The sequence below is a fragment of the Pseudomonas sp. genome (assembly GCF_050739655.1).
In the GTDB taxonomy this organism is placed as follows: domain Bacteria; phylum Pseudomonadota; class Gammaproteobacteria; order Pseudomonadales; family Pseudomonadaceae; genus Aquipseudomonas.
This window is the reverse complement of record NZ_JBOIBY010000464.1, coordinates 1-22,797: the sequence shown is the minus strand read 5'-3', so window position 1 is coordinate 22,797 and position 22,797 is coordinate 1. Positions and strand designations below refer to the sequence as shown.

The window sequence follows — 22,797 nt, the reverse complement described above, 5'->3', positions numbered from 1 at the left end:
AAACCGAGAAAACAATGCTGAGGATGGTTTGGCGTTTCATGATCGTGTGCTCCGGGGTGTTGTCAGTTGGTATGGAGCTGATGTTACGCCGCAGGATTTTTAAGAGAACTTCATTGATGTGATTGTGAACATCGATGGGATTGATAGGGCCAGCGGTAAACCCCTCGCGGCCGTGATACGCAGGCCTGTCGTCGGCTACGCCATCTGCCGGGAACCCTTGGCGTATGCTGGATGACTGGGGGTTCCACGCTCTGATCGGGAGGGTAAAGCGATGCATGACTATTACGACCTGGGCACCTACAGCCGCCCCGTGACGACCCGTTCAGCCCAGGCCCAGCTCTGGTTCGACCGTGGCCTGATGTGGTGCTACGGCTACAACCATGACGAGTCCATTCGCTGCTTCCACAAGGCTCTGGAACACGACCGCGAATGCGCGATGGCCTACTGGGGTATCGCTTATGCCTCTGGCCCCAACTACAACAAACGTTGGGACGCCTTCATCGAACGGGAATTGAAGGAGGCCGTTGCCCAGGCACGCCTGGCGACGCAAATCGCGCTGGTGCATCTGGACGGCGCAACGGCGGTGGAACAGGCGCTGATCCGCGCGCTCCAGCAACGCTATCAGGCGGAACAGGCCACGACCGTCGACGAGCTCTTTGCCTGGAACGATGCCTACGCAGCGTCCATGCGCGAGGTTTACCAAGCCTTCCCCGACGATCCCGACGTTACCGCGCTGTTTGCCGAAGCGTTGATCGACCGCACGCCCTGGCAACTCTGGGACCTGAAAACCGGCACCCCGGCTCCCGGCGCCGACACCCTGGAAACCGTGGCAGTGCTGGAGCGGGCGCTCCAGCGCATGACACAACACGGCGATGTACCGCACCCCGGCGTACTGCACATGTACGTGCACACCATGGAAATGTCGCCATACCCGGAGCGGGCTTTGCGCGCCGGCGATGTGCTGCGCGACCTGGTGCCCGACGCCGGCCATCTGCGCCACATGCCGTCGCACATCGACGTGCTCTGCGGCGATTACCGTGGCGCCATGATCACCAACAGCCGCGCGATCGAGGTCGATGGCCAATACCTCGCGCAGGAAGGCCCGATCAATTTTTACACCCTGTACCGATGCCACAACTACCACTTCAAACTCTATGCGGCGATGTTCCTCGGCCAATACCAACCCGCCCTGGAAGCCGCTGCGCAGATGAGCGAGACGATCAAGGAAGAACTGCTGCGCGTTGAGCAACCGCCCATGGCCGACTGGCTCGAAGGTTTCGTCTCGATGAAGCTTCACGTGCAGATCCGTTTCGGAAAATGGCAAGACATTCTCGCCACACCGTTGCCCGGCGACCCGGCGTTGTACTGTGTGACCACCGCGATGCTGCACTACGCCAAAGGCGTTGCGCAGGCGGCATGCGGACAAGTGGAGGCTGCGGAAAACGAGCAACGCCACTTCCTCGAAGCCTGGGCCCGAGTACCGGACACACGCTACCTCTTCAACAACACCTGCAACGCCATACTCGCCGTGGCCGCGGGCATGTTGCGCGGAGAAATCGAGTACCGCAAAGGCAATGTGGACGAAGCCTTCGCCCACCTGCGCGAGGCACAGGCACTGGACGACCATCTGCCTTACGACGAGCCATGGGGCTGGATGCAACCGGTGCGCCATGCGCTCGGCGCCTTACTGCTGGAACAGGGCCGGGTAGAAGAGGCCTTGCAGGCTTATCGCGCTGATCTGGGGCTGGACAACACACTCAGTCGCGCGTCCTGGCACCTGGACAACGTGTGGAGCCTGCACGGCTACGTCGAATGCCTGAAACGCCTGGGCCGCGATGCTGAAGCGGCGGCTGCAAAAATCCGTCTGGACCTGGCGATGGCCCGGGCGGATGTAGGGATTTCGGCATCGTGCTTCTGTCGAGTCGGCAAGCACTGCTGTGGTCCACTGTAGGAGCGGGCTTGCCCGCGAAAAACGTCCAGACAACGCGTTCATTCAGTCAACCCGCGTTATCGTTAACGTCCATCGCTGCGATGCGGCGGCCCGACAAGCCAGCACACAGGTTTAAGCGCCGCCGACCACAAATCCCTTGAATCACACAAATCCACTGTGGGAGCGAGCCTGCTCGCGATGAACCCGAGAGCGCCGCGAGGAGTCAGGCTCCCCACGTTATCGTTCACGACTATCGCTAGCAGGCTATCTCCCACAGATAACCGCATCCCCCTGTACGAACGAGCGTGCTCTCTCCTACAGGTTGTTGAGCCGCTTCAGGCCAGCGCCGCGGATGTGACGAGCTGGTGACGCAAAGAAGGCTGCGAAATTAATCGCAGTGTCATCGGGGTGTCATTGAACCCATGGCACCATCCGCGCAAACCGCCATGGGCGGCCTCCACAAGATCCGTCCACGGACTGTTCAATCTGCCAGGAACCCCACCATGAGAAGCGACACCTCGCTATTTGCGGCCATTGACCTGGGCTCCAACGCGTTTCGCATGATGATTGGCCAACCGGTCAAACGCAGCCAGCAGATCATCGTTCAGGAAGTGAAAACCCTGCGTGAACCGGTGCGTTTGTCCGAAGGGCTGCAGGGCGGCGCGCTGGACGAACTGGCACTGGACCGAGGCTGGCAAGCCCTGGCGCGATTCGGCAAAAAACTGCGCGGTTTCGAGGCCGGACGCGTGCGAGCGGTAGCCACCAGTGCCGTGCGCGAAGCCGAGAATGCGCAACTGTTCCTGGCCAGCGCCGAGCGGCACCTGGGGTTTCGCATCGATGTCATTTCCGGGCATGAAGAAGCCCAATTGGTGTACGCCGGCGTTGCTCATACGATTCCAGATCCGGTGCGCACGCGCCTGGTGGTGGACATCGGCGGCGGCTCCACCGAATTGATCCTGGGCAAGGGCGCACGAGCCCTCGTCACCGAAAGCGTTGCCATCGGCAGCGGCACCTTTGGCGCCCGTTACTTTGCCGGTGGTGTCATCACTGCCAAGGCCCTGCTCGAAGCCGAGCGCATCGCCACCCTGCAATTTGAAAAAGTGGCTCGACGCTACCGGGCAATGGGTTGGCAGCAGGTCATCGGCTCCTCCGGCACCGCCCGGATGCTGGCCAAAGTGCTCAAGGCCAACGGCCTGAACGACCCCGGCGAAAGCGGCATCACCTACGCCGGCCTGTTGCGCCTGTCGCTACGATTGCTGGAAGTGGGGCACGTCAAACAACTCAGGCTGGCAGGTTTGCAAACCCATCGAATGAGTATCCTGCCGGGAGGGTTGGTGCTGATGCTGGCGGCGTTCAAGGTGTTCGGCGTCTTGCACATGACGCCTTCGGAGCCGGGGCTGCGAGTGGGTGTGCTGCATGGGCTGATGTCCAAACACTAGGTTCAGCAACCAGGTTCAGAAGGCATCAAGCCTCGCTGATCTGGCTGACGCTGGTGATCTGACCGTTCCAGACCATCTCGTAATGGGCGGTCTGGATGATCGAGGCGACGGGTTTGGGCGTCATCAACCCCCAGCAAACACCGCCCGGCTGACGCACCGAGTGATAGCGCAGCCCCGGGCAATGGGACTTTCTGATTGCCCGGCCCAGTATCCGGGAATGACTGTAATCGTCCGACGCGTATACCGGATCGTTCATCGGCAGGGCAGTAGCGTCCTTCATTTGCGCTTCGGCAAAAACGCAGGTCAGCCCTCGAAACACAAAGCGCTCATAGTTCAGGCTCGGCACCTTCGACCAGTACAGGCTCTGGTGATGCCGCACCTCGGCCAGCGCCGTTTCCATCGAATCGGCCAGGTACAACACCCCGAAACTGCCATCACTGAACCGCGAGCCAGCCGGGTTGACGTGGGTAAAAGGCGCTGTTGCGTAAGAGCAGCCAGGAATGCCGAACGGAATTTCTTTGCGGGGAATCAATTCCAACTGGCCGACTTCATTTTTCAGCCGTGGATTGGTCAGCGCCTGGATCTCGAACAACAGCTCAAACTCATCCGCGTCCGCCACATCATCGAACAGCGCAATGGGCGGAAACTTCGAATTGACCAACCGATACGCCTGCACCGTCTGCCCGGCAAACACCGCCAGTTCAGCGATTTTCACCATTGCGCGCCTCGTAGCGCATCGAGGCGGCGAAAGGTTTCATACAGCGAAATCATATCGCCCTGGGCCATGATCTCCAGCGGGCTGCGGCCATTGAAAAATTCGTTGTCGTTGGCCATCGAGGGGAAACCGTAGGCGTTGTCCGGGTTATCGAACACCAGGCGTAACGTGGCGTGAATGTTCAGCACGAAACTGATGCGCTGCATCTGATCCGCATCCAGCGCCACCGCCCAGTCCGCATCACGCTGCCGCGCGCGGGTGTACGTGCTGCGGGAAATGCGCAGGATGCGACACGCCTGCTCGCTGCTGGCCTTCCACTTTTCCAGAATGCTCACGGCGGCACGTAGGCCGGTGACGCATTGGTTTTTACTGAATGCCTGGGTGGGGGCGGCGCTGGCCATGTGATTTACCTGCTTTCGAATCCATAGATTCAAAAATATTATTGTTGAGTCTGTAGATCAAGGCAGTTAAGACCAGTGGCGCCTATTGGCTCGCCCCCAGGAGCTGCCGCAGGCTGCGATCTTTTGATCTTGCTTTTTGAAGATCAAAAGATCGCAGCCTCGTTTCACTCGACAGCTCCTACAGGGGGAGCGGATTCGGCTACTGGCGCCGAGCATGGTGAATGAAACATGAGTCCGCATCGACGAGCACGAAAAAGCCCGGCTGATCAGGCCGGGCTTCTTGTGGGTGTTACCGTGAAGCGAAGAATTCAGGCGATGTGTTGCCTTTCAGGCTGTCCGAGTCGTCAGCGCGAGCTTGAACAAAAGGCTCCGATAAGAGTGTATTGGAGTCGACTAATCATAGATGTGCTCGGCAATGCTCCATTCACCATTTTTAGTAATGCGCGATAAACACTCGGATAAGGGGCGGTAGTTAGTTTTTCTAGCGCTTGGCGTATTACTTCATTTTCTATTTTTCCAGAGATCAAGCAGTCTCGTATTACAAAAAGATCTTTATGGAATTCACCGGCAGTTTTTTTGTTGATGATTAGCTTGTCAGAAGACAACAAGATAAAAAGAAGATCCACGTCCCCTTTATAGGCGGCAAGCCACAAGGCGGTGCGGCCAAGATAGTCGGTCATGTTAATGTCTGTCGAAGAGCTAATCATTTCATTAATGTTGTTAATGGCGTGTTCATCAGTATTTTGAATGGCTTCGAACCATTTTCTTTGCGTGTCGTTTAATGGCGGAGGACTTATAACTTCACCATAAACTTCTTCCCATTTATCTAACTCTTCTTGTGGGCATAGCTCGCGAGAAATTTGATGTGGGAGGATTGAAAGTTCGAGCCATGGTTGGTTCTTGACTATTTCTTGATGTTTTTTAAGAAAGCTTTTTTTGTCTGGCTGTTTTTTCAAATCGTGAATTGCGAAGTTGTACTGTGTCGAATCATCATCAGGGATAATCAAGTCTTTTGCGTTGAATAATGCGCTGGCTAATTCAAAGTTTGGTGGTCTGTTAAAATCTCCAAAAAGAACATGCATCAATGCCGTGTGGTCGTGAATGTCTTTAATGTTGACATTGATGCCATTTTCGATCAGTGATTGAGTCGCTTCTATATCGTTACTCAACACAGCTTCGAACCAGTTTCCTGTCTCGTTATTGTTTTTAGTGTAATGTTCATGGCGAAATGGTTTTAATTCCTCCGATAAAATAAGCATTTTATTATATTTGAATGCAGAGGTTTTTTTATCATACATATTTTTAAAGTCATGAAGTAGGGTGTGAAGTTCCCCTGGCTTACCTTTAGAGGTGTTGAGGTCTTTTGATTTTAATATATCCTCAGCTATTTCGAGACCGGAGCGTCCGAGGTTGCCAAAAAGAGCATGTACCAAGGCCGTGTGACCATTGGAGTCCTTCATATTGACGTCGGATCCGCTCTTGATCAGCGATCTGACGGTTTTCGCATCGTTGGATAACACCGCCCTGAACCAATCTAAGTGGATTTTTTTTTGCGTGCTGCATGGGGGCGTTTCTGGTGTTAGTAAAGGAGCAAGTACTAGTGATGTGTTGTTTGTGTTGGTGATTTCATGGGCGAATCCGGTAGAAGATGTCGACTTGTTTGTTTCAGGTTGTATCCTGAGTTGATGTATTGGGGCGTATGTAGTAATAGGCATGAAGCTCTCTTGTGTTGCAATAAAAGGAAACTAAAGGGTATAGCGTTTTAGAGTGATGTCGGCAGCTAATAAATATTTTCATACAAACTATCACCTGCATTTAACCGCTACTAATGAAATGAAGCATCCGCCCAAGCGCTTCTGCATCAGTAACTGATCGAAGCGGTGCGCGGTACAGCACGGGGCTGTGAATTGATTACATTGCGTATCAACTGAAATACCAAACGGCGCCGTTATCAGTGAAGCCAAACACACATACAGTAAGCCAGACATGTATCAGACGACGGGTTTGAGGTGTCTTTCATGATTCACAGCGCTATGAAAATCGCCGGTCTGGCAGCGTTTCTTGTCACCAGTGCCGCAATACCGTTAGCCCAGGCACAACCACTGCCACTGGGCAAAACCGGTGCTCTGCACAATGAAGACGTGGAGTGGCGCAGCTTTGCGGCGTTCCCCAAAGAAGTGAAACTGGCCGTCATCGCCGGCGACCCTGGCAAGCCAGCACCCTACGTTGTGCGAGTCAAAGTGCCCAATGGCGTCAAACTGATGCCCCATACACATCCGGAAGATCGCATTTACACCGTCATGTCCGGCGTTTTCTATATTGGTTTTGGAACTGTTTTTGATCCGGACAAACTGGTCGCCTACGGGCCAGGTAGCGTGGTGATACTTCCGGCCAATACGCCGCATTTCCACTGGGCCAGATCGGGTGAGTACATCTCACAGGTCTATGGGGTCGGGCCGTTGAGGCTTGAGTATGTTGATAGTCGTGATGATCCGCGTAATGCGGTGAGGTGAGGTGAGGAAACCCCATCCATCCCGCGATGGAATCGCCAGCAATTTTGAAAAGTCCGACAACACCACCGTGTCGCAACCAATCTGGGCACGGTAGGTGAGGCATTCCGAGGTTTGTGTAGGACCCTGGATGATGAAACCTCAGACCTTTCACCTCACTTTGCTGGAAATATAAACCCAGACCTGAGATGTTCACCGCCCGTTGGTTTCAGCCACCGCAGCTATCCTCAACCTGCACCCCAACTGTCGAGATGGACCTCTAGCCCATGCAAGCCTCCACCCAACCCTTCACTCAACCCCAACGCCCCCTCTGGAAAACCTACCTGCTGTTCCTCGCGCCCATGGTCCTGTCGAACTTCCTGCAATCGATGTCCGGCACGGTCAACAGCATCTACATCGGCCAGATGCTTGGGACTCAAGCCTTGGCGGCGGTGTCTGGCATGTTCCCGATCGTTTTCTTCTTTATCGCTCTGGTGATTGGCCTGGGTGCTGGTGCCGGGGTGTTGATCGGGCAGGCGTGGGGGGCGCGGGAGACGCATTTGGTGAAGGCGATTGCCGGGGCCACGCTGTTTTTGGGCCTGTTGATCGGGTTGCTGGCGGCGGTGGTGGGGAGTGTGTTTGCGCGGTCGTCGCTGGTGGGGTTGGGCACGCCGGGAGATGTGCTGGACGATGCGGTGGCGTATGCCCATGTGATGTTGTGGTTCATGCCGACGCTGTTGGTGTTTGTGTTGTTCACGCAGTTGCTGCGCGGGGTGAGTGACACACTGTCGCCGTTATTGGCGCTGGTGGTGTCGACCTGTATTGGCCTGGCGCTGACGCCGGCGTTGATTCGCGGATGGTTATGGTTGCCGCCGATGGGGATTCAGAGTGCGGCGTTTGCCGGGTTGGCGGGCAACCTGGTGGCGATGGGCTGGCTGGCGTGGCGTTTGATTCGCCGTGGGCATCCGTTGGCGCCGGACCGTGAGTTTTTTGCGGCGATGAAGCTCGATTGGGCGATTCTCGGCAAGGTGCTGCGCATCGGTTTGCCCACCGGGTTGCAGATGGTGGTGTTGTCGCTGTCGGAGCTGGTGATTCTGGCGTTGGTGAACCAGCACGGTTCCCAGGCGACGGCGGCTTATGGCGCTGTGACGCAGATCGTCAATTACGTGCAGTTCCCGGCACTGTCGATTGCGATCACGGCGTCGATCCTCGGGGCGCAGGCGATCGGGGCAGGGCGCGTGGAGCGTATCGGGCAGATTCTGCGCACGGGGTTGCTGATCAACGTGTGCCTGACGGGTGGGCTGGTGGTGTTGGGGTATCTGCTGTCGCACTGGTTGCTGGGTTCGTTCCTCACCGAAGACGCGACGCGCAGCATGGCCGAGCACCTGCTGCACATCATGCTCTGGAGCCTGTTGGTATTCGGCTTCCAGGCGATCATCGGCGGCATCATGCGCGCCAGCGGCACGGTGATGGTGCCGGTGGCGATCTCGATAGTTTGCGTGGTGGGTGTGCAGTTGCCGGTGGCGTATCTGCTGGATGCGCGGTTCGGGTTGCAAGGGGTGTGGATGGCGTTTCCGGTGGCGTATCTGGGCATGCTGGCGTTGCAGACGCTTTACTACAAGTTGGTGTGGCAGCATCAGAAGATTGAGCGGTTGGTTTAGTGGTGGTTTAGTGAGATTGATGTTGGTTGGGCTGGCCTCATCGCGGGCAAGCCCGCTCCCACAGGGGGTTGTGGTGGTTGGAAATGATGTGTTCCGGTTGGGAAGTCATTAACAGGCGTGAGCGCCTGGGGAGGTTTTTCAATGAGTCCCCTGTCCCATTCCATCCTTCAGGACCGCGCCGCGGCCGGTCGGCGATTGGTGGAGCTGTTGCTGCCTTACGCGCATCGATCCGATGTGATCATTCTCGCCTTGCCCCGTGGTGGTGTGCCGGTGGCCTATGAAGTGGCCAGCGCGCTGGGCGTTCGCCTTGATCTGATGCTGGTGCGCAAGCTGGGCGTGCCGTCCCGCCCCGAATACGCCATGGGCGCGATTGCCAGCGGTGGCATTCAGATTCGCAATGAAGAAGCACTGCGGGCGCACCCGATCGACAAGGCCGGGTTCGAGGCGGTGGTCGCCCGGGAAAGCCGCGAGTTGTTGCGCCGTGAGCAGGTTTATCGAGGCGCTCGGCCGCCCGTGCAGCTCAAGGATCAGGTAGTGATTCTGATCGATGACGGCCTGGCAACGGGCGCTTCGATGAGGGCGGCGGTGCAAGCGGTGAGGTTGCAGGCACCTTCGCGCGTGGTGGTGGCGGTACCCGTGGCGCCGGTCGAAACGGCGGAGGCGCTGCGCCGTGATGTGGATGAATTGGTGTGCCCGATTTTCCCGGATTGGTTCACGTCGATTGGGCATTGGTACGTGGACTTTTCCCAGACCTCGGATGCCGAAGTTATCGGTTTGTTGCAGCGGGCGTGGCAGTTGGAAGACGGGGCGGGTGCTGCTGAAGATTGATCGCCGCGCCGAGCGTTTGCACAAGGGGGGGCCAGCTTTTTTGCGGGTGGCACAAACGAAGGTTTTTTGCTTTAGTCCTCCTACCGTTGCTTACCTGTGATCTGGTGAGTCCCATGAACTCTCGAATTTTGCGTTTCCCTGCATTGGCCACCGTCCTGTTGTCCGGTGTATTTGTGGGTGCTCAGGCGGTCGAATACTCCCATGTGAATCCCACGGCCAGTACCATCAGTTTCACCTACAACCAGATGGGATCGAAGGTTTATGGGACGTTCAAGACGTTTGAAGGTGCTCTGGATTTTGATACCGCGCACCCCGAAAAAGCTCGCGCTGAATTGACGATCGACCTCGATAGCATTGATGTCGAAGACAATGACGCCAAAACCGAACTGCCAAAGCCTGCGTGGTTCGATACCGCTACTTATCCGAAGGCAATTTTTGAATCGACCCGTGTCAGAGAACTCGGCAGTAACCGCTATTCAATTACCGGCAAACTGACACTCAAGGGCATCACCCGGGATGTAACAGTGCCGGTGCTTTTGAAAGCAGAAAACACCATCGGCATTTTTGATGGCGAGTTACAGCTCAAACGCAGTGACTTCAAGATTGGTGCAGGCGAATGGGCCGACAGCGTTGTTTCCGATGACATCAACATACGTTTCCGGATAGTTTCACCCGAGCATTGACGTGTGCGTGATGGCAAAGTTGCTATTGTTCATGTTTTCCTAAACATTTCGCTCGGTTGAGTAGGGTCATTTGTTGGCAATAGAATCTAATAAATCGAATCAATATATATAGCAAAAAGAAATATTTGGTTCATTTTTCATTGATGAAACAGCTGGCTCGCATCGTTAGGATTTCAGACGAATGGCTGGGCATACGCCGGATAATTTTTAAACGTACGATAAGCTGACTTTAAGTATCCGGTTGTTTTGTGTGCAGAAAGTAGTGATTTATCTGATATTCCACCCAGCAACCGAATTTGTTGATGGGTGGGGAGTGTAGTAGGAGGCAAAATGGCTCCATTCATTGCAGGGCTACTAAGTGCCGGGTTAAGACTTGTAGCCAACGCAGCGCTGGTCAAGGGCAAAGAATTTGTCGAAGAAAAAACGGGAGTCAATCTCGATCAAGCAACCTTCAGTGAAGAAGATATTTATAAGCTTAAAAAGTTTCAGATGGAGCATGAGGAAGAGTTGCTGAGGATACAGCTTGAGAATAACAAGCTTGGTTTTGAAGAGTCCAAGCTGGAACTTGAGCGCTATAAAGTTCAGCTTGCTGATATAGCCGATGCCAGAGCGAATATGAGCAGTATTCTGACCAACCCCAATGTTCCATGGTATGCGAAGGCCATACAACCTGGCTTGGCGGTAGGTATCGTCATTTTGACATTTATTCTTTTTGCTTATTTTATTCATCTATTGGGCGTTCAGCCGACTGGAGGGACGGAAGCGCAAAAGGAAGTGTTAATTTATATTCTTGGTGTGCTATCGGCGGCGCTGACCCAAATACTAGGGTTTTATTTTGGTAGCTCGCAAGGGAGTGCAAATAAATCGGCGCAGATCAGTCAGGTGCTTCAATCGAAGGCCGCCAAGGATGAAGAAAAATCATGAGCTTGATTCTTGAGCAAGTGAAGTTCTTGAAAGACATCAGAACGCTTCTGGATTTTGCTGAGCTGAATGGCTTTTTAGTGACCGGCGGTGAACTGGAGCGCAAACCCGAGATACAGGAAATTTACTTGCGTGAAGGCAAAGCCAAGACAATGGATAGCATGCATTTACGCAAGTGCGCCATGGACTTGAATTTCTACAAGTCATTTAGTGGAGGTTTTGAATGGGTGTCTTCCATCAAAGAACTCGAAGAAGTAGGTAAGCACTGGGAGGGACTCGATGATAGAAACCGCTGGGGCGGACGTGATGCATCAAACGTCGAGACTTCTCACTTTGAAAGGAATCTTGGCGCATGGCCGACCAGTGCCGTTTCTGACCTGGATCAACGACCCCAGGATCTTGAGGAAGTGGCTGTCTCCAGTGAAGATCGACCCTCAGCGATTATTCAGATGGCAGAGGCTGGCGAGTTCGTGAATCTGCGCAAGGGCAGTCAAGATCACACACTCATTTTGAAGCTGCAGGAAAAACTTCGGAAACTCCAACTCATCGACAGTCCGAATGGGGAGTTTGATAGCAGGACGGAAGCCGCTGTCATAAAGTTCCAAGGCGATAATGGTCTGATTGTAGATGGCATCGTCGGACCGAAAACCTGGAAAACGATGGATGCTGCAATCGCCGATCCGACGAAAGCCGCGAATGTACTTTGGCTGTCCGACGCCGACATTGTCGACGCTGCCAACGGCCTGAATCTGGCGCCGGAAATTGTTCGCGCAGTCTATAAAGTTGAATCAAACGGGCGTGGATTTGTGGATGGCTTCCCTAAAACGCTTTTCGAGGGTCATGTATTTTGGGAACGCCTGAAAATCCATGGTCTCGATCCCCAGCGCCTGGCCTCGGGAAATCGCGACATCCTCTACCCACGCTGGACTCGAGAGTTTTATGGAAATGCGGTCAAGGAACGTGATCGTCTTGCCAGGGCACAGTTAATACATTCGGCGGCTGCACTCGAGTCAGCGTCCTGGGGACTTTTTCAAATAATGGGATACCACTGGAGCAATCTCGGGTATCAAAGCATTGATCAGTACGTAAGCAGTATGAGAGAGCATGAGCGCGAGCATTTGAAGGCGTTCGGCGAATTCATAAAAGTTAAAACCTTCCGTAAAAAACCACTTGTCGACCTGCTAAGGGATTTGGATTGGGCGAATTTTGCCTATGCCTACAACGGGGCCGGATATCGCGCGAATGCCTACGACGACAAGCTGGAAGCCGCTTATAAGAAACTCAGAACCTGAAAGTTTCGATCAATTTTCTGACGTAAGAAGAAGGAGATTGTCATGCCCAAAAAAATCGTTGTCGCATTCGATGGGACATGGAATTTACCCGATCAGGCACCGGAGATCGATGGCAATACCAGCACCAACGTAGTCAAACTGCATGATGCGGTTTTGCCTGCGCACAAAGACGGAACGGTTCAGAAAACAATTTATATAACTGGCGTAGGAACTGATTGGTACGACAAGCTTGAGGGTGGAGTGTTTGGTGTCGGTTTATCAAAAAAAATAAAAGATGGCTATACCGCGTTGGCTAAAAGCTACGAAGACGGTGATCAGGTTTATATCATCGGTTTCAGTCGTGGCGCCTATTCCGCACGTAGCCTGGTGGGCATGATTCGCAACGTCGGGTTGCTGACCAAAACAAATATAAAACGCATTGATGACGCCTACAGCCTCTATCGTAATCGCGACGCCAGTGCAGATACCGAAAACGCCAAATTTTTTCGGCAAAGTTATTCCCGGGAAATCAATATTCATTTTCTGGGCGTCTGGGACACCGTAGGCGCTTTAGGTGTTCCGTTTAAATCCGCTGAGCGATTCAACCATCAATATTACGAATTTCATGACACGGAACTCAGCGGCATTGTGCGTAACGCTTACCATGCAATAGCCATTGATGAGCATCGTGAAAACTACGTGTGTGCACTTTGGTCTCCGATTGCCAAACCGAACCAGGTCATGGAGCAAGTCTGGTTTTGCGGAGCACATGCCAACGTGGGCGGTGGATATCCAAAAAACACGCTTTCGGATATACCGCTGCGATGGATGGCAAGCAAGATCATGGACTGCGGACTGGAATTGGACCCGAACAAAATTCCCCGGCTACCGAAAACCATTCCGGACATCACCGACTCCTACGCCGAGTTCCTGGGCGGCACCTACCGATTGCTCAACTCTCGTTTTTTCCGAACCATTGGAAATACAGAGTTCGGTCAGGAATGCTTTGATGAGAGTGTGCAGCAGCGAGTGAGCGCTTCCGGAAACTACCGTCCCAAAAATAAGGTGGACGCCTATCTGATCGGACCTTATCGACCCGTGAACAAAATCAGCTGATTTTCTTGCCCAGTATTTTTTCCAAGAGACGACCTGATCGAACAACGCCCGGTTCACATTGCGTGGACCGGGCGTTGTTCGTAGTGACATCAGTGCGCAGCTATCGGTGCCGTCACCGCCTTGCCGAAGGCTGAAGTGATGGTGGCAGTCGGGCTCGGCGTCGGGCCGGCGCCGGTGGTGCTGACCGACACTCTCCAGCGCGCTCCGGTGCCCACTGGCGTGAGCGTCGCGGTACCGAGGTTGAGCGGGCCGGCTGTGGTCGATACGGTAACCGTCAGCGTGTTGCCTGTGCCCCGTGACGTGGTCCCGGACAGGTCCCAGGTGTAGCGGTTGTTGCTGCGGGACGTGACCGACGCACTGCTGACCACCAGGTCTTCGTTGACCGTCGCCGAAGGCGCCACTGCTACCGATACGGTTGTCGGTTCCGAGACAGCATCCTTGGCGTCGCTGGCCTTATAGGTGAAGGTCGCGGTGAACGCCTCGGTCACGGTGGCCGGTGGCGTGTAGACCACGCGCACACCGTCGGTGACGACTGTACCTTTGCCCGAGTCCGGTTGCTCCAGGCCCACCACCTTGAGTGGGACGTTGTTGTCCGGGTCGGTGTCGTTGGCCAGCACATTGATGGTCACTGGCTGGCCGTTACTGCTGGCTGCGCTGTCAGGGTTGGCTATCGGTTTCTTGTTGTCGCCCTGGTTGTCGTCATCACGATCACCGGTGCGGAAGGTCGGCAGCGCCGCAGAGTTCACGTAGGTGACACCGTCCCAGCCGGGCAGGGGCGTTGGCATCAACTGGAACTGACCGGGATGCTCGATATCCCAACGCAGCAGCATCGAGCTGTCCTCATGCTGGGTGTTGTGGCAGTGCTCCATGTAGGTCCCGGCAAATTCACGGAAGTGGATCGCCATTTCCACATCCACCGAACTGTCGATGCCTTCACCGATGCGATACACGTCCTTGCGTGCGCCTTGCTCCCAGACCGGTGGCGCCTTGCCGTCGCGACTGAGGATGATGCCCTCTTCAAAGTGCACGTGCACCGGGTGGTTCCAACCGTTGCCGCCGTTCTTGATGTTCCACACTTCCAGGGTGCCGTCGCCGCTGAAGCCGCCATCGGTCGGGCCGTTGGCCAGTTGCGGGGCTGCGCTGATGCGGCGTGGGTCCATGTTGTAGCCAGGACCACCGTCGGTCTTGATGGTCCACGGCGCTTCGTCGGTGCCGTCGGAACGGCCGAAAATGAACTCACGGTGCCGCGCGTCTTTCAGCTTGGCCTGCACGGTGGGATCGTTACGATCGAGGGGCAGCGGGATCATGATTTTACCGGCGGCCTTGCCCGGCTTGGCGGGTTCATAGTCGGCGGGGTTCATGCTCACGTCCGTGCCGCTGTAAGGCTGCACCACCATTTGCAGGAACTTGCCCACCACCGGATCGCCCTTGTCCCATTCCGGGCCTTTGCTGCCCTGTTTGATCACCGCTTTGTACTTCTCGGACAGCACGTCGGCCAGGCTCAGCGGATTTTTCTCCGGGCCCTTGCCAGTCTTGTGTTCCATCAGGTTGACGAAGTAGATCTTGTCTCCGGTACTGATGCCGTTTTTCGCGAAGTTGACGATGATGTCGAAGCGCTCGGCGATGCCCTGGGTGGGCAGGATCGCGTTGTGATTCTGCTTATCGCCGTCGCCGTCCAGGTCCATGCTGCCGTCGAACGGCACGGCATGCTCCATGATGTTGCCGTCGTTGCCGATCAAGTGGAACGGCACACGGTTGTAGGACACATTGGACCCGGAAGGTCCGGGAAATTCGCCGCCTTTACCGGCGACTTCACGTACCACGGCGATCTTTATGTAGCGAGACACCGAGCCATTGAGAATGCGGAAACGATAGCTGCGCGCCCGCACTTTCAGGCGCGGTTGGTATTGCCAGTTGACCAGCATCTGGTCACCGAGAAAGCCATCGGTGTTGAACGGGTTGAACCACAACTGACCGTTCTGATCCCAGGCCTTGTCGGCCACCACCAGGTTGACGTCGTAGTCGCGGTTACCCCACGGCAAGGTCGAACCGCTGGGGAAACGCAGGTTGACGGTGTCTTCCAGCGCTTCGTTGCCACGATCGAGGGCGCTGTAGTAGTTCATCATCGCCGCGTCGCCCTTGTAGACGTTCTGGGCGGTGAAATCGAGCATGTGGTCGTGGAACCAGTGGGTGCTCATGGTTTCACGCCAATCGCCACGAATCTTGATGCTGCCGTTGTCGCAGGTCTTCAGGCCCGGGTTGGCGTCGTTGACGAACAGGGTTTCGCCCGGCGAGCAAGGGAATGCCGCGCGTGCGTCATGGGCGTCGGTGTTGATGGTGTCGTAACCGGCCAGTTGCATCGGCCAGCGATAGTCGTAGTACTGGCCTGGAAAGAAGAACGCGTTGGTAAAGCCGTCACTCTCGGCCGGGTTGTGACCGTTGTGTTCGTGGGTGCTGATGGTGTGCAGGCCAAAACCCATGTTGGCTGCCGGGTCTATCGGCAGGGCGTTGTAGTGACGCATCAGCACTGGTTGACCGTAACGCACCATCAGTAGTTTTGGCGGAAAGGTACCGTCGAAGGTCCAGAGCGCATTGTGATTCTGTATCGGGAAATTGGGGTGGAAGCGGGTATCGATTTTCTGCGTGGTGCCCGTGGTGGTCGGGATGTCCGAGGTCTGGTAGTAGAGCCCGCCAGGGCCGAATTCACCCGCGGCATAGTTGTGCAACTGTTTGCGATCGCGCACGCCGCCGTTGATCCGCGCACCCACTTGCACGGTTTTGAAGGCGACCTGCGGGTAGAACTCGTTCCAGCGCTGGTGCGACCAGCCTTTTCCCGGTGGCCGCCCCTCGGCCGGCGAACCTACCGGGTAACGATTGAGGAAGGCTTCGATTTGCGACTTCCAGGGGTTGCGGTCCAGCGAGTTGGAAAACTGCGTCGGAAACGGGAACAACCCCGGCTGGCGCATGAAGGCGTTCAGCGTGGCTGTGGAAGGCGCGCTGCGGGCGATGCTGTTGGGGTCTTGCTCCGGTGCCGGGCCGGCGGTGGGCACGGGAAAAGTCAGCGGTGGCGCGGGGGTCGTCGGGTCGAGTTTTTCCGGGCCGAATTCCTCGAACAGCAGCAGTTGCTGGGTGAACGGTTGCGCTCCATACAGTGGGCTGGGTTTGCCGTTGGTGGGGTAGTTGAACGAGGTTTGCAGGCTCGGCGGCAGCACGTTATCCGCGCGGGGTGTATCGCGGTCGCCGAATTCGCCATTAGGCAGGGCAATCGCGCCCTGGTTGGCTTCCGGCAATCCTTTCAAGGCATCCAGCGCTGCGGCCGCGGCGACCGGGTCGGCGGGCGGATTGTAGTAGGCCGAGGGGTCCGTCGGTGGCGGCTGGCTGACATCGTCGAGCGGTACCGCATTGGCCGTGGCCAAAGTAATGAGCATCGCGGAGGCCACGCCGGACCTGCGCAGATAGCTGGCTGACTTGAACTGAGGATTTGCACGCTTCATTTTATTTTTCCCCTCGCAGCATGCCGAAATCGGCGAATCCCGCCGTCCCCAGGATTGGGACGACAGCGCGGGTATCAGGGGGATGTGCAACTACTGCGCCACTACCGTGACTGATAAAAATTCCTAATTAATTAGTAGGTTATTTCTGAGTGTTTCAGTGACGTCGGATGGGGAGCTGGGGAATATCGCGCAAAGTAGGGGGAAAGACCGTGATTTCAGGGGGTTGCTTCCCCGGATGAGCGGTAGGCCTTGCAAAATTTAACTGGCATGGAAGAAAACAATAGTCATTATCAAATGAATTTTTATCAGGCCTTTCCGTTCGCGAGGCGCATCGGCGTTGGCTGGAGCGGTAATCCTCGCTCCTACAGGGATCCTCAGCGAACGCAAATTTTGCGGACGCCACGCAACCCCGTGGGAGCGAGGCTTGCCCGCGAAGGGGCCGGCAAACCCGGCACAAACTCTTCTGACAGCACACGGGTGCGGGAAAAAGGCCAGAGCACGTTATGATAGGCAGCCTGCAACGAAAGCCCCACACCGCACCCGGAGCCGCCCCCCCGCAATGCCCCACATCAGCCATTTCAAAACCCCGTGCCCCGAGCACATCAACAGCCAGATCCTGCAGATGGTGGTCGATAACCTGACCGACATCAGCATGGTTGCCATTCCCGCCAGCAACCTGCTGTACAACGTCTACCAGTACGCGATCGGCTTTGAGGTTCACCTGTATCTGGAGGCGTTGAACGGGACCAAAGGCATCGATGTGGAATTGATCGTCGCCACCGACCTGGACGACCCGGAGAAAGTCGTGGGTTTCCTGCTGTACCTGCCGGTCAAGGACGATCCCGACGCCTGCGGCGTGGCGTACATGGCGGTTCAGGCCGAGCATCGGCGCCAGGGTGTCGCGCGACGAATGCTGCGCGAGATGGTCGGCCGTTATCCCCATGCCGAACTGACGTGTGCGGTGGCCAAGGTGCCGTTTTTCGAGGCGATGGGCTTTCAGGTGGTGGGCGTGCGTGCAACCCAGGTCTTGATGAACACCCGCGACCATGGCAGCGACGGCTTGATGGCCCTGCTGGATGTGGCACCGATCTACAGCTCGCTGGAGGTGCGACAGATTCATACTTACCTGCTGCAAAGACACGGCAAGCGGGCGATGGTCGATGCGGAGAAACAGCGGGACCGGCATCTGGATCAGTTGACGCGCAAGGCCCAGGAATACGTGCGCGGGCGGTTGGGGGACGATGCGGTGCCGGGTAGCGGTCCACGACTTCGCCTGGTCTGATCGCGATCAAGGCCACTCACAAAAAAACGCTGGGAGCAAAGCTGCTTCCAGCGTTTTTTTGATTCATGCCAGCACTTAAAAAAGAGCCTCAAAGCTCTTTGATGGGGAGAACTGGAGCCATTGAGGCTCAAGATGCGCATGAAGCAGGCGGCGAGCTTGATAGGGGTTCAGTGCACTCACCACCTACGCAACGGCTTGTTGAGCCAACAAGCGGCTGCGTAAGTTCATCGTAGAAAGACCGAGTGGTTCACTCAAGTACCACTAGTCGTATCCCCCGGCCATCCGGCGCGACGCAGGGCTTTGATCAGTGTATCGGCATCCAGCGCCGACACGGCATGGCCATTTCCTTCGGCGGGATTGGCGGCCAGCAAGGCGTTGATGATGGCTTCTTCCACGGCTTCTGTCGCCGCCAGGAACAACTCACTGATGTGGTCGTTATTGACCATGCTCAGGTTGTCGGTGGTGGGGGCTTTTTTGCTCTCGTAAGCCGCCGGGGGTACGTGCTGGTTGCCGGTGGCGAAGGCGATGAAGATGTCGCCACTGTGGTCTTCATTGCCGCCGCCGGTCCGGGCCAGGCCGAGGCTGGCGCGTTGGGCCAGGCGCGTGCATTGATGCGGTAGCAGCGGGGAATCGGTGGCCAGGCAGACGACGATCGAACCCATGCCGGGATGCGGCAGCGAAGCCTTGAGGAACGGCGAATCGACCTGCTCCATGTAGCGCCCGACCGGGTAGCCATCGACGCGCAACTCAGCTCGGATGCCATGGTTGGCCTGCACGATCGCGCCGACCGTCCAGCCACCTTGCGCACCGCTCAAGCGTCGTGACGCGGTGCCGATGCCGCCCTTGAATTCGTGGCAGATCATGCCGCTGCCACCGCCGACATTGCCTTCTGCCACGGGACCGCTCTGCGCATTGCTCACGGCTTCGGCCACGTGTTCGGGCTTGACGTGAAAGCCGTTGATGTCATTGAGCAGCCCGTCGAAGGTTTCCAGCACCACCGGCATGTTCCAGTAGAGCCTGCCGTCGTCAGCTTGCTGCTCCCGGTCGACGACGATCAGGGCATCACGTACCACGCCCAGGCTGTGGGTGTTGGTGAACGCGACCGGACTGGTCAGCAGACCCGCCTCACGAATCCACTCCAGCCCCGTGGCATCGCCGTTGCCATTGAGCACATGGACACCGGCAAAACACGGTTGCTGGCTGGTGGAACCGGCACGGGGTTCGATCACGGTGACGCCGGTCAGAACGTCGCGACCGCTGGCGGTGCGTCCTCGTACATCGCTGTGGCCGACCCGCACGCCGGGCACATCGGTGATGGCATTGAGCGGGCCGGGTTGCAGTTTGCCGAACTGGATATTCAAGTCGCGAGCACGTGGTTTCATGGGGGTTCTCATGTTCAGATTCATTCATGACTTGTTGAGATTGATCGTTCCCACGCAGAGCGTGGGAACGATCTGCACAGGCATCTTCGGTGGATTTATTGGCCGTTTTTGACCTTGCTCCAGATCCGCGTGCGCACCCGTTCGGTCGCTGGCGGCAGAGGCTGCAAGGTGAAGAGGGTGGCCAAGGCTTCGGCCGACGGATACACCGCCGGATTGGTCCGCGTCGCCTCCGCCACCAGCGCCGTCGCGTTGCGATTGCCGTTGGGGTAATTGAGGTGAGAGCTGACCGGCGCGATGACCTCGGCGCGCATCAGGTAGTCGATGAACGCAAGACCCTGTTGCGGATGCGGGGCGTCCTTGAGCAGCACCAGCGTGTCGAACCACACTGGCGCGCCTTCCTTGGGCAGGCTGTAGGCGATCTTGACCCCGTTGCCGGCTTGCTCGGCGGTGGATTTGGCTTCCAGCATTGCGCCGGACCAACCCACCGCCACGCAGATATTGCCGTTGGACAAATCGCTGATGAACTTCGACGAGTTGAAGTAGGCGATATGCGGACGCAACTTGAGCAGCAGCGCTTCGGCCTTCTTGTAGTCCTCGGGGTTGGTGCTGTTGGGCGGCAGGCCCAGATAGTGCAGGGCGACCGGGAGCATTTCCGAAGGCGAGTCGAGCATCGCCACGCCACATTCGCCAAGCTTGGCCAGGTTCTCTTCCTTGAATATCAGGTCCCAGGAATCCACCGGCGCCTTGTCACCCAAGGCGGCGCGGACCTTGTCGATGTTGTAGCCGATACCGTTGGTGCCCCACAGATAGGGCACGGCGAACTGGTTGCCCGGATCGTTGTTGGCCAGTTTCGCCAGCAGGTCGGTGTCCATGTTCTTGAAATCCGGCATCTCGGCGTGTGGCAAAGGGGCGAGGGCGCCGGCCTTGATCAGGGTCGGCAGGCTGTAGTTGCTGGCCACCACCACGTCGTAGCCGCTGCGGCTGGTCAGCAGTTTTCCTTCCAGCACTTCGGCGCTGTCGAAGGTGTCGTAGACCGGCTGGATGCCGGTGTCGCGCTTGAAGTCATGCAGGGTGTTGGGGCCGATGTAGTCATACCAGTTGTACACGTGAACGGTCGGGCCATCGGCCGCCACCGCCGACAGCGAAACCGCCAGGCAGGCGCCAAGCCCCAGATTGAAATACGAGCGGTGACCACTCATGATGCGGCACTCCTGGCCTGCTGCGGCCGGTGATGTTCAGGAGCTTGCAGCGTATCGACCGGGGTGGCCGTTACCCATTCCCATCATGGGTTACTCGAAAGGGGTAGTACGTGGACGCGTTGTTGAAAGAGTTGCCGCTGCACCAGGGCCTGGCGCGGATGTTCGGCTCGGTGGGCGAGGACGGATTTTGGCGGGCGCTGGTGGACACCCTGCGTTTATTGGTGCCGCTGGACAATGCGCTGGTGGCAGTGATGCAGGCCGGTCGAGTGCCGCGTCTGTTGGTCGATTTCGACTACAAGCGCAGCGCCGACGAACAGGAAGAACTGGCCGATTACAGCGCCGGCATGTACCTGCTCGATCCGTTTTATCAGGCGGTCTGCGCCAGCATCGCCGACGGCCTGCACAGCCTTGATTCGGTGGCCCCCGACCAGTTCCAGCACAGCGAGTACTACCTCAGCTACTTCTGCAAAGTGGTGGGCGGCGACGAATTGCAGTTCATGGTCAATGTCGACGGCGCCGTGCTCGGCTTGTCCCTCGGACGCTCAACCCGCTTCAGCCATGAAGAACAAGGTCGCTTGCTCTGCGTACGAGACTGGGTGCTGGCCGCCATGCGCCGCCACCTGCTACTGCTGCCGCCCCAAGGCCCGGCCGTGGAGCCTGCAGCCGGGGATATGGCGACCCTGCTCGACCGTTTCGATGCACGCCTGACCACCCGGGAAATCGAAACCGCTCGCCTGATCCTGCAAGGCTTCTCCAGCAAGGCCATCGCCCAGCGAATGGGGATTTCACCGGAGACGGTGAAAGTGCATCGGCGCAACCTCTATCACAAGCTCAATGTGAATGGTCATGGGGAGTTGTTTGCGTTGGTCCTCTGTGGGAGCGAGCTTGCTCGCGATGGAGTTCAACGATAACGCGTGCTCTCTGAATGCCCGCGGTGTTCTTGAGTTCTTCGCGAGCAAGCTCGCTCCTACAGGAGGGTAAAAACCAACGCCTTGAGCCCACACTCCGCATCGGCGTCCGGAAATTCCGGCGGATTCTCAAGCCGCTGCTCAAACCGCAAGCTCGGCGCCTCGCGGGTCACGCCGTCGATCAGGAAGTCTGCACCGAAGGACGGGTCGTTCATGCAGGCCAGCACAGTGCCTTCAGGCGTAAGCAACTCGGGCAGGCGACGCAGCACACGCTGGTAATCCTTGGTCAGCAAAAAACTGCCTTTCTGGAACGACGGCGGATCTATGATCACCAGGTCGTACGGGCCTTTGCCGATCACTTTGCCCCAGGACTTGAACAAGTCGTGGCCCAGGAAAGTGACCTTGCTCATATCGTGTTCGTTAAGCCGATGATTGTCCCGACCACGGTTCAGGGCCGGGCTGGACATGTCGAGGTTGACCACGTGGGTCGCGCCACCTTCGATGGCCGCCACCGAGAAGCCGCAGGTGTAGGCGAACAGGTTCAACACCCGTTTACCTTCGGCATTGGCCCGCACCCAATCGCGACCGTAGCGCATGTCGAGGAACAGGCCGGTGTTCTGTTTACGGCCCAGGTCCACCCGATACTTCAGGCCACCCTCGGTGATGGTCATTTCGTCGATGACATCGCCCAGCAGCCATTCGGTGGTGCTTTGCAGCAGATAGCGATGTTGCAGCAGCAAGGTGTGCGCACCGGATTGTGCCCATTGCGCTGACTGGGTGATGGTCATCAGCAACTGTTTCAGGTCTTCCAGCTGCGAAGGTTCCGGCTCCTTGAACAACGCCACCAGCACCACGCCTTGCAGCCAGTCCACGGTCAGTTGCTCCAGCCCCGGCCAGCAGCGGCCACGGCCGTGGAACAGGCGACGGGTTTCTGCGGGGGGCGCTGTCAGGGCAGTCAGCAAATGCTCATGAAGGGTGGAGAGGGCTTCGGTGTTCATCGGTTCGGGTCGGCAATTTTCGGGGGCGGCATTTAACCATAGTTACTGCCCTGGCGGACCACCACAATCCCCTGTAGGAG

19 protein-coding genes and 1 pseudogene are annotated in these 22,797 nt (G+C 57.0%); 11 read left to right on the top strand and 9 right to left on the bottom strand.

Annotation, left to right across the window (positions count from 1 at the left end; genetic code table 11):
- Positions 1–277 (bottom strand): hypothetical protein (locus tag ACRESJ_RS22675; RefSeq protein WP_431759921.1); only part of this gene is annotated, 277 nt, incomplete at its 3' end.
- On the opposite strand from ACRESJ_RS22675, the gene ACRESJ_RS22670 reads away from it, so the two are divergent.
- The gene (locus ACRESJ_RS22670; protein ID WP_431759920.1) at positions 272–1,951 is read left to right on the top strand and encodes a hypothetical protein; all 1,680 of its coding nucleotides are present in this window, start codon (positions 272–274) and stop codon (positions 1,949–1,951) included. The two genes, ACRESJ_RS22675 and ACRESJ_RS22670, sit on opposite strands and share 6 nt — an antisense overlap.
- A 482-nt stretch (positions 1,952–2,433) precedes the next feature.
- On the top strand, positions 2,434–3,369 hold the full coding sequence (locus tag ACRESJ_RS22665) for a Ppx/GppA family phosphatase (protein WP_431759919.1): 936 nt from the start codon (positions 2,434–2,436) through the stop codon (positions 3,367–3,369).
- A 25-nt stretch (positions 3,370–3,394) separates the two neighbouring features.
- On the opposite strand, the gene ACRESJ_RS22660 is transcribed toward ACRESJ_RS22665, so the two are convergent.
- The 3 genes from ACRESJ_RS22660 to ACRESJ_RS22650 form a co-directional block, all read right to left on the bottom strand.
- Positions 3,395–4,087, bottom strand: a complete 693-nt coding sequence (locus ACRESJ_RS22660; RefSeq protein WP_431759918.1) for an RES family NAD+ phosphorylase — start codon at positions 4,085–4,087, stop codon at positions 3,395–3,397.
- A complete protein-coding gene (locus ACRESJ_RS22655; protein ID WP_431759917.1) occupies positions 4,081–4,485 on the bottom strand; it encodes an antitoxin Xre-like helix-turn-helix domain-containing protein in 405 nt (134 codons plus the stop codon). Before ACRESJ_RS22655 ends, ACRESJ_RS22660 begins: the two co-directional genes overlap by 7 nt.
- Positions 4,486–4,829: 344 nt before the next feature.
- Entirely contained in the window at positions 4,830–6,200 is a 1,371-nt protein-coding gene (locus ACRESJ_RS22650) for a hypothetical protein (protein ID WP_431759916.1), read from the bottom strand.
- Positions 6,201–6,503: 303 nt separating this feature from the next.
- Between ACRESJ_RS22650 and ACRESJ_RS22645 the strand changes: the two genes are divergently transcribed.
- On the top strand, positions 6,504–6,998 hold the full coding sequence (locus tag ACRESJ_RS22645) for a cupin domain-containing protein (RefSeq protein ID WP_431759915.1): 495 nt from the start codon (positions 6,504–6,506) through the stop codon (positions 6,996–6,998).
- On the opposite strand, the pseudogene ACRESJ_RS22640 reads toward ACRESJ_RS22645, so the two are convergent.
- Positions 6,921–7,127: pseudogene (locus ACRESJ_RS22640) on the bottom strand (hypothetical protein); the annotation flags it as partial. The gene ACRESJ_RS22645 and the pseudogene ACRESJ_RS22640 sit on opposite strands and share 78 nt — an antisense overlap.
- Before the next feature lie 134 nt (positions 7,128–7,261).
- On the opposite strand from ACRESJ_RS22640, the gene ACRESJ_RS22635 reads away from it, so the two are divergent.
- From ACRESJ_RS22635 to ACRESJ_RS22610, 6 genes are all read left to right on the top strand, one after another.
- Positions 7,262–8,635: an MATE family efflux transporter gene (locus tag ACRESJ_RS22635; protein WP_431759914.1), complete on the top strand. Its 1,374-nt coding sequence runs from the start codon at positions 7,262–7,264 to the stop codon at positions 8,633–8,635.
- 141 nt (positions 8,636–8,776) lie between these two features.
- Positions 8,777–9,463, top strand: coding sequence for a phosphoribosyltransferase (locus ACRESJ_RS22630; protein WP_431759913.1), 687 nt, complete (start codon positions 8,777–8,779; stop codon positions 9,461–9,463).
- Between the two features lie 113 nt (positions 9,464–9,576).
- Complete coding sequence (locus ACRESJ_RS22625) at positions 9,577–10,146, top strand: YceI family protein (RefSeq protein WP_431759912.1); 570 nt, start codon at positions 9,577–9,579, stop codon at positions 10,144–10,146.
- 330 nt (positions 10,147–10,476) lie between these two features.
- On the top strand, positions 10,477–11,070 hold the full coding sequence (locus ACRESJ_RS22620) for a hypothetical protein (protein WP_431759911.1): 594 nt from the start codon (positions 10,477–10,479) through the stop codon (positions 11,068–11,070).
- A complete protein-coding gene (locus ACRESJ_RS22615) occupies positions 11,067–12,359 on the top strand; it encodes an N-acetylmuramidase domain-containing protein (RefSeq protein ID WP_431759910.1) in 1,293 nt (430 codons plus the stop codon). The genes ACRESJ_RS22620 and ACRESJ_RS22615 overlap by 4 nt, the downstream gene beginning before the upstream one ends.
- A gap of 42 nt (positions 12,360–12,401) precedes the next feature.
- A complete protein-coding gene (locus tag ACRESJ_RS22610) occupies positions 12,402–13,454 on the top strand; it encodes a DUF2235 domain-containing protein (RefSeq protein WP_431759909.1) in 1,053 nt (350 codons plus the stop codon).
- A gap of 89 nt (positions 13,455–13,543) precedes the next feature.
- Here ACRESJ_RS22610 and ACRESJ_RS22605 read toward each other — a convergent pair whose 3' ends face one another.
- Positions 13,544–16,948, bottom strand: coding sequence for an Ig-like domain-containing protein (locus tag ACRESJ_RS22605; protein WP_431759908.1), 3,405 nt, complete (start codon positions 16,946–16,948; stop codon positions 13,544–13,546).
- A 559-nt stretch (positions 16,949–17,507) separates the two neighbouring features.
- Here ACRESJ_RS22605 and ACRESJ_RS22600 point away from each other — a divergent pair.
- The gene (locus ACRESJ_RS22600; protein ID WP_431759907.1) at positions 17,508–18,230 is read left to right on the top strand and encodes a GNAT family N-acetyltransferase; all 723 of its coding nucleotides are present in this window, start codon (positions 17,508–17,510) and stop codon (positions 18,228–18,230) included.
- 251 nt (positions 18,231–18,481) lie between these two features.
- Here the strand turns inward: ACRESJ_RS22600 and ACRESJ_RS22595 are convergent, their stop codons facing one another.
- A complete protein-coding gene (locus tag ACRESJ_RS22595; protein WP_431759906.1) occupies positions 18,482–19,612 on the bottom strand; it encodes a P1 family peptidase in 1,131 nt (376 codons plus the stop codon).
- A 95-nt stretch (positions 19,613–19,707) separates the two neighbouring features.
- Complete coding sequence (locus ACRESJ_RS22590; RefSeq protein WP_431759905.1) at positions 19,708–20,811, bottom strand: extracellular solute-binding protein; 1,104 nt, start codon at positions 20,809–20,811, stop codon at positions 19,708–19,710.
- A 110-nt stretch (positions 20,812–20,921) separates the two neighbouring features.
- Between ACRESJ_RS22590 and ACRESJ_RS22585 the strand changes: the two genes are divergently transcribed.
- Positions 20,922–21,722 (top strand): helix-turn-helix transcriptional regulator, encoded by an 801-nt coding sequence (locus tag ACRESJ_RS22585; RefSeq protein ID WP_431759904.1) that lies wholly within the window; start codon positions 20,922–20,924, stop codon positions 21,720–21,722.
- A gap of 56 nt (positions 21,723–21,778) precedes the next feature.
- On the opposite strand, the gene ACRESJ_RS22580 is transcribed toward ACRESJ_RS22585, so the two are convergent.
- Positions 21,779–22,717: a class I SAM-dependent methyltransferase gene (locus ACRESJ_RS22580; RefSeq protein ID WP_431759903.1), complete on the bottom strand. Its 939-nt coding sequence runs from the start codon at positions 22,715–22,717 to the stop codon at positions 21,779–21,781.
- Between the last annotated feature and the right edge of the window lie 80 nt (positions 22,718–22,797).